5 protein-coding genes and 2 pseudogenes are annotated in these 6,657 nt (G+C 38.4%); 2 read left to right on the top strand and 5 right to left on the bottom strand.

Annotated elements, in window-relative coordinates; translation table 11 throughout:
• Both CBG25_RS19355 and gpmA read left to right on the top strand, forming a co-directional pair.
• Window positions 1-233 (top strand): transposase (locus CBG25_RS19355; RefSeq protein ID WP_290604297.1); only part of this gene is annotated, 233 nt, incomplete at its 5' end.
• A 249-nt stretch (window positions 234-482) separates the two neighbouring features.
• Entirely contained in the window at window positions 483-1,235 is a 753-nt protein-coding gene (gene gpmA / locus CBG25_RS19350) for a 2,3-diphosphoglycerate-dependent phosphoglycerate mutase (RefSeq protein ID WP_290608693.1), read from the top strand.
• Between the two features lie 53 nt (window positions 1,236-1,288).
• Here the strand turns inward: gpmA and aroG are convergent, their stop codons facing one another.
• From aroG to CBG25_RS19325, 5 genes and pseudogenes are all read right to left on the bottom strand, one after another.
• A complete protein-coding gene (gene aroG, locus CBG25_RS19345; RefSeq protein ID WP_290608691.1) occupies window positions 1,289-2,350 on the bottom strand; it encodes a 3-deoxy-7-phosphoheptulonate synthase AroG in 1,062 nt (353 codons plus the stop codon).
• A gap of 195 nt (window positions 2,351-2,545) precedes the next feature.
• Complete coding sequence (gene pnuC, locus CBG25_RS19340) at window positions 2,546-3,265, bottom strand: nicotinamide riboside transporter PnuC (RefSeq protein WP_290608689.1); 720 nt, start codon at window positions 3,263-3,265, stop codon at window positions 2,546-2,548.
• A 55-nt stretch (window positions 3,266-3,320) separates the two neighbouring features.
• Window positions 3,321-4,289: pseudogene (gene nadA, locus CBG25_RS19335) on the bottom strand (quinolinate synthase NadA); the annotation flags it as partial.
• A 362-nt stretch (window positions 4,290-4,651) separates the two neighbouring features.
• Window positions 4,652-5,862: pseudogene (locus CBG25_RS19330) on the bottom strand (site-specific integrase).
• Window positions 5,863-6,067: 205 nt separating this feature from the next.
• Window positions 6,068-6,657, bottom strand: a 590-nt coding sequence (locus CBG25_RS19325; RefSeq protein WP_290608687.1) for a TcdA/TcdB pore-forming domain-containing protein, incomplete at its 5' end; no start/stop codon positions are given.

Raw genomic sequence — 6,657 nt, 5'->3', positions numbered from 1 at the left:
GTAAAGGCCATCGAAACAAACCGTTGTCCAAGACTCAGCAAGGGCGAAACCACAGGATTGCAAAGACTAGGGCACGGGTTGAACATGCATTTGCGGCGATGGAACAAATGGGTAGAAAACTGATCCGCACCATTGGACAGGTGCGCGCTAATTTTGCCATGACGATGATGGCAGCATGTTACAACCTAAAGCGGTTGGCGTACTTCCAGAGCGCGTGCATCGTGGCTTTCTGACGCCCAGAATGGGTCAAATGGCCCTAGCCAGGGCAATGTGCGATAGAATCAGTAGCGTGATAATCAAAAAAAATCTAATTATTTAGAATGAAAGCCAAGGGTTAATTGAAAATCTTGAGTTTTTCGAGGCGCCCTATAGATCTTACCCAGCAATTTAAAAACTACCATCAGTTGTATAGGTATTCAGTTGCACGGATAATATAATAATTCAGATCGATTTTAATGAATGTACTAATAGGAGTTTAAACTATGGCAGTAACTAAGCTGGTTCTAGTAAGACACGGCGAAAGCGAATGGAATAAAGAAAAACGATTCACTGGTTGGACTGATGTTGAACTTTCCGATAAGGGCCGCGAAGAAGCAACAGATGCAGGCCAGCTATTAAAAAAAGAAGGTTTTGTTTTTGATTATGCTTATACATCCGTTTTAAAACGCGCTATTCACACCTTATGGAATATTCTAGACCAAATAGATCAACAGTGGCTAACCGTCGAAAAAAATTGGCGGCTCAATGAACGTCATTATGGTGCTCTGCAAGGTTTAGATAAAGCAGAAACTGCAGCAAAATATGGTGACGATCAAGTTAAACTATGGCGCCGTGGTTTTGAAATTACACCACCAGAATTAACCAAAGATGACCCTCGTTACCCCGGTAATGATCCTCGTTATGCAAATTTGACCCCCTCAGAGCTCCCTGTCACTGAAAGTCTTGCTACCACAATTGAACGTGTTGTCCCCTATTGGGAAGAGGTGATTAAACTAAGAGTTGCTAAAGGTGAAAAAGTCATTATTGCTGCTCACGGTAACTCATTACGAGCATTAGTCAAACATCTGGACAAGATGAGTGAAGACGAGATCCTTGAACTTAATATTCCAACCGCCGTTCCATTGGTCTATGAATTTGATGAAAATATGCAACCGATTAAGCATTACTATCTTGGTGATCAAGCTGAAATAGCCGCTAAAGCAGCCGCGGTTGCTAATCAAGGTAAAGCAAAATAATCAAGTTAAACTTTATAAGTATAAGGCCACTTTGTGGCCTTATTAAGCATTAATTAGTTGCTCTTTTCACGACGGGTCCGAACCGCGTCTGCTAAAAGATATAATAATTTTTCACTATCTTGCCAACCAATACAAGCGTCTGTCACACTTTTACCATACGCTAGCGATTTATCTGTAGTTATATCTTGATTTCCCTCTAAAAGATGACTTTCAATCATCACCCCAATGATTGCTTTTTCACCTTGACGTATTTGATTAGCAACATTTTCAGCCACTTCAAGCTGCTTTTTATATTGCTTACAACAATTTGCATGACTAAAATCAATCATAATTTGGGCTGATAAGCCTGATTTTTGCAAACTCTCTTTAACGGCTTGTATATCTGATTCACTATAGTTAGGCTTCTTTCCGCCGCGCAAAATAATATGGCAATCATCATTACCGGTAGTATTTACAATTGCTGAATGCCCCCATTTGGTAACCGATAAAAAACAGTGAGCAGCTTTAGCAGCATTAATTGCATCAATAGCCACTTTTATTGTTCCGTCGGTACCATTTTTAAAACCTACCGGGCAAGAAAGACCAGATGCTAATTCACGATGTACCTGAGATTCAGTAGTACGTGCACCAATTGCTCCCCAACTAGTAAGATCTGCAACATATTGCGGAGTGATCATATCAAGAAATTCACCGGCAGTTGGTAAAGCTAAATCATTAATAGTTACCAATAAATTACGTGCAATACGCAATCCTTGATTAATATCAAAACTGTTATCCATAAAAGGATCATTAATTAAACCTTTCCAGCCAACAGTAGTACGCGGTTTTTCAAAATAAACACGCATAACAATTTCTAACTCATTCTTCAATTCATCATGAATTTTTTTTAGTTTTTGGGCATATTCAATGGCTGCTTTAGGGTCATGAATTGAACATGGGCCAATAACGACCAAAAGCCTATCATCCTTACCAGTTAGAATTTGATGTATTGATTCACGAGCTGTTTGAACTGTCAAAGCGGCTTTATCTGTTGCCGGAAATTTTTCTAATAAGGCAACTGGAGGTAATAACTCTTTAATCTGTTTAATTCTGATGTCATCATTCTTATAAGTCATCTTTTCTACTCAATGTATAGCTCTTTAGCCAGTATATTCTCTAAAAATAAAAGATGAACTCAATTTAACCTCTAGTGATAAAAATGTAAATATGTACTCATACTTATATTATAAATATTTAATGGCAATATATAATATGATATAAAAATTGTTAATATTTTTAAAATGATACTGTTATACCAATGTAAATAACTATTAACCTGCTAAAAATATTGAACCATTTTCTTTAGCTGATCGAGCCCAAAGGCGAAAACCATTGATTGAAATACCAAGTAGCATCAAATATTCAAATGACATTGCTAAAACACCTTGTAAGTAGAAAATAACAACACTAATAACATTGATAATGATCCACAGTAACCAGCTTTCAGCATACTTTCGTGTCATTAATATCATCGCAATAATTGATAATACCATCATGGTTGAATCCCAAAAAGGGAATGCATCGGGCTCTATTTGTACAGGTTCAAGATAAAAACCTAATAAATGAGCAATGTCCCAAGTAACGTGAGCAAGAAAAATAAACACTTTATCAATGTTAAAACTTAATAACAGCGTTAAAATAATGGCAATAAATAGTGTTACCACTACTTTTGAAAAACTCATCCAGTGGATCTTAAGACTTGCTTCATGATAAGCATCTACTCGACTCCAAGCGTACCAACCATAGGTATTCGCTGTGAAAAAGAAAATTTGTAACAACAGGCTTGCATACAATTGTATTTGAAAAAAGATAACCGCAAATAATGTAACGTTTATCAGACCAAAAAGATAATTGATAATTTTTTCCTGACTGGCAAGCCAAATACATAAAAATCCAGCTATTGTTGCCACAGCTTCAATATAAGATAAATTATAACCATTGCTGCCAAGAGCAATATGTACCATAGTATTACTAGTATTGAAAAACTCCATTCCTATTACCCTATTACCCTATTACCCTATTACCCTATTAACACTTATAATTCAGCTACTTAATACTAGCAGCAAACGACAACATCCGCTCCAAAGGTTTAAATGCTCTCTCTCTTAATTCATCATTAATCGATATTTCATGTAATTCACCCTCTTTTTTTAGTCCTTGTTCTATAGTTTTTAAGCTATTCATTGCCATCCAAGGACAATGTGCACAAGTCCGGCAGGGCGCACCTTCACCTGCCGTTGGTGCAATATAAAATGATTTCTCTGGACATGATTGCTGCATTTTATAAAAAATACTTTTATCCGTTGCCACAATTATTTGCTGATTAGGCAAGTTTTGTGCAGCTTGAATCAATTGACCGGTTGAGCCAACTACATCCGCTAAATCAACAACCGCCGCAGGGGATTCTGGATGCGCTAATATTGCCGCATTAGGATACAACATTTTCATTTTCTGCAAGGCTTGAATTTTGAATTCATCATGTACAATACAGGCAGCTTGCCAGCAAAGAACATCTGCCCCGGTTTTTCTTTGTACATAATTACCTAAATGACGATCCGGCGCCCAGATAATTTTTTGTCCTTGACTATCTAAATAGTCAATTAATTCAACTGCAATACTGGAAGTTACAACCCGGTCAGCTCTAGCCTTAACCGCCGCAGAAGTATTGGCATAAACAACCACCGTTCGCTCTGGGTGTTGATCACAAAATTCAGCAAACGGCTTTGCAGGACAACCTAAGTCTAATGAGCACTCCGCTTTCAATGTAGGCATTAATATTGTCTTTTCAGGGTTTAAGATCTTAGCCGTTTCACCCATAAATCTAACGCCAGCGACAATTAAAGTCGATGCAGAATGTCGTGAGCCAAAACGCGCCATTTCCAGTGAATCTGCTACACACCCACCAGTTTCTTCGGCCAGAGCTTGAACTTCAGGATCGGTATAATAATGCGCGACTATAACCGCATTTCTTTTTTCCAACAATAGCTTAATAGACCGTTTACAATAAGCCTGTTGCTCAATAGCAAAATTAATTGTGACTTACAAAAAAACCAGCTATTGATGATAAAATCATCAATTTTTGAATTAAAAATGACCTATATAAGATTAAAAAATAACYTATTTTTGTGTTTTTTAGATGTATCTAACTTGTTTTTATTGAAAGCAGTTTTATTTCACTATTGAGCAACAGGCTTAATGTAATAAGGAGAAAAATCCTATGAATGAATCCCCTTTTGTCAAAACCAGTGAACTGGCAAAGAGGTACAGAGTGTCAACTCACACTATCAGACTGTGGGCGGGTAACGGATACCAACGGCGGGAAGGTTTCCCACGCCCTCGGTTTAGATCTGATGAGCTTAATTTTGCCCGGCAGGATATTATGGATTGGGAGATGGGTAAACGATTTGATTAACTTTATTCCACCAGCGCTCATAAGCCTCTCGCTGTTCTTCCAGGTAGGTATGCTTGTCGTATACCTGCCAAACCCCCGGTAATTTATGACCTAACATGATCTCAGCAACATGAGGCTGAGTTAACTCCGCAATCCCCGTACGCATGGTTTTACGTAAATCGTGAATTGACCAGTGAGTACAGTTCTCAAATCTGTGAGCCATTTTTTTGTTGAGAGCGGTAATGAAAAAGGTATGACCGCCTATGCACAAAGGTTTACCCTTTGAGCCGGTAAATAAGTAATCACTGTTATCATTCAATTTTTTAGCAGTTTTAATCAATTCCTCTGCCGTTGGAATAATAGGTCGGATAATGGGCTTTTTGCTTTTTCGCCCTGTTTTATGATTCTCTGGCGGCACTGTCCATATTTTTTAGTAAAATCGAAATCAGTTATTTTTGCTTTTAACAATTCGCCTATCCGGCAGCCGAACAATAAGGCTAATTTGATTATCAGGGCATTTCTGGGGTTATAATCTAGCGCATCAATTAACGCGAATAATAGTCTGAGTTCATCTTCACTTAACACCCTCTAGCCTTGTTGTGTTTTTACCCCTAAATCCTGGGCTGTCACATCGATAAGCGGATTTAAAGAAATAATCCCCCTACGTATCCCCCAGCGATGGGCAGTTTTGGTATAGAGTAAAATCCGTGCCCCTATTGCTGGTTTTGCTTTTACCACATCTTCAATTAGCGATAACCAGACATGCAAGTGAGTTTCGTCATGAGGCAAATTGCCGATCTTGGGGAAAACATAAATTTCAAATGACAGTAGTATCTCGCCCGCTTTTACCTGTACATTTTTAAGAGATTTTTCCCACCAGTCTCGGATAACCGATTCAACCGTGAGAGCTTCAACTGCTTTTTGTTTACGGGTGCGTTTGACTACTTTAGGGTTTCTGTGTTGTTCCAGTTCACCACGGTAAAAAAGCGCACTATCACGCGCATCTTTTAAACTGATTGCCGGATAGGTTCCAATATCTATCCGATCACCTTTCCCCTGCCAACGATAGCGATATTGAAAAATGACTTTACCTTTCGGGGTCACGCGCACTGATAAACCCTCTCTGTCTGATTTTGTCACCATTTTAGCTTGTGGTTTGCCACTTACCGCTCTTAACCATGAATCGCTTACCGCCATCTTTTTTTCTCCTTGCGTCTAATCTTTTTATGATATTTCATGCACACAAATATGTACATAAATTTCATGACACAAGGATTATAATAGGCGACTAAAAACAGCTATTTCATACTGAGATAAAAAATAAAATAATTATAAAACAATGCATTAACTTTAATTTATCTACTATCAGTGGCTGTTGACGACTGTTGTTTATTGTTATAATTTATTTGTAATGTAAATAGGTAATAGGGGTTCCCGGCAGGATCAGAACATGATTAGCTGGCTCAAAGCTAGACTGACTATTTTGATACCCCAAGCCTTGTCGAATATTGACTGCCTGAGTTTTATCCTGATTTAATTCCCTATTGGGCCAAAAAAAGAAAAAATCACCTCGACCTGATCCGCTCGCATAAGTGGGATCATTACGATAGATATACTGACTATCAAAGGTCAGCTTATTTTGGCGTAAATCCAGCTCGATAATAACAGCTCCTGGGATTGGCTCCATAATAGTCACTGCATCACTATTAGCAATATTCTTCTTTATCTGCCGATAACCACCCTGTTTATAAGCCAAATCAAGATCGGCAAAATAGTTACCGACTATCTGTACACTGTGAGTTACCTTACCAAACGCTTCTGCCAAGGCCATAACTCCGATTCCTAGTCCTGCCAGCAGAACAGATAAAGCACCAGAAAAAGCAGCAACCGTCGGTGCCCCTAGCATGACAGAACCCATTCCTACACCAATAACCGCTAAATTAGTAATATCGACACCTAATTGAGCAGCAAAAACAGCGCGTTGCAGATCAT

The sequence above is a fragment of the Arsenophonus sp. ENCA genome, from assembly GCF_002287155.1.
Taxonomy (GTDB): Bacteria; Pseudomonadota; Gammaproteobacteria; order Enterobacterales; family Enterobacteriaceae; genus Arsenophonus; species Arsenophonus nilaparvatae.
This window is presented reverse-complemented; position numbering and strand designations above follow the sequence as displayed.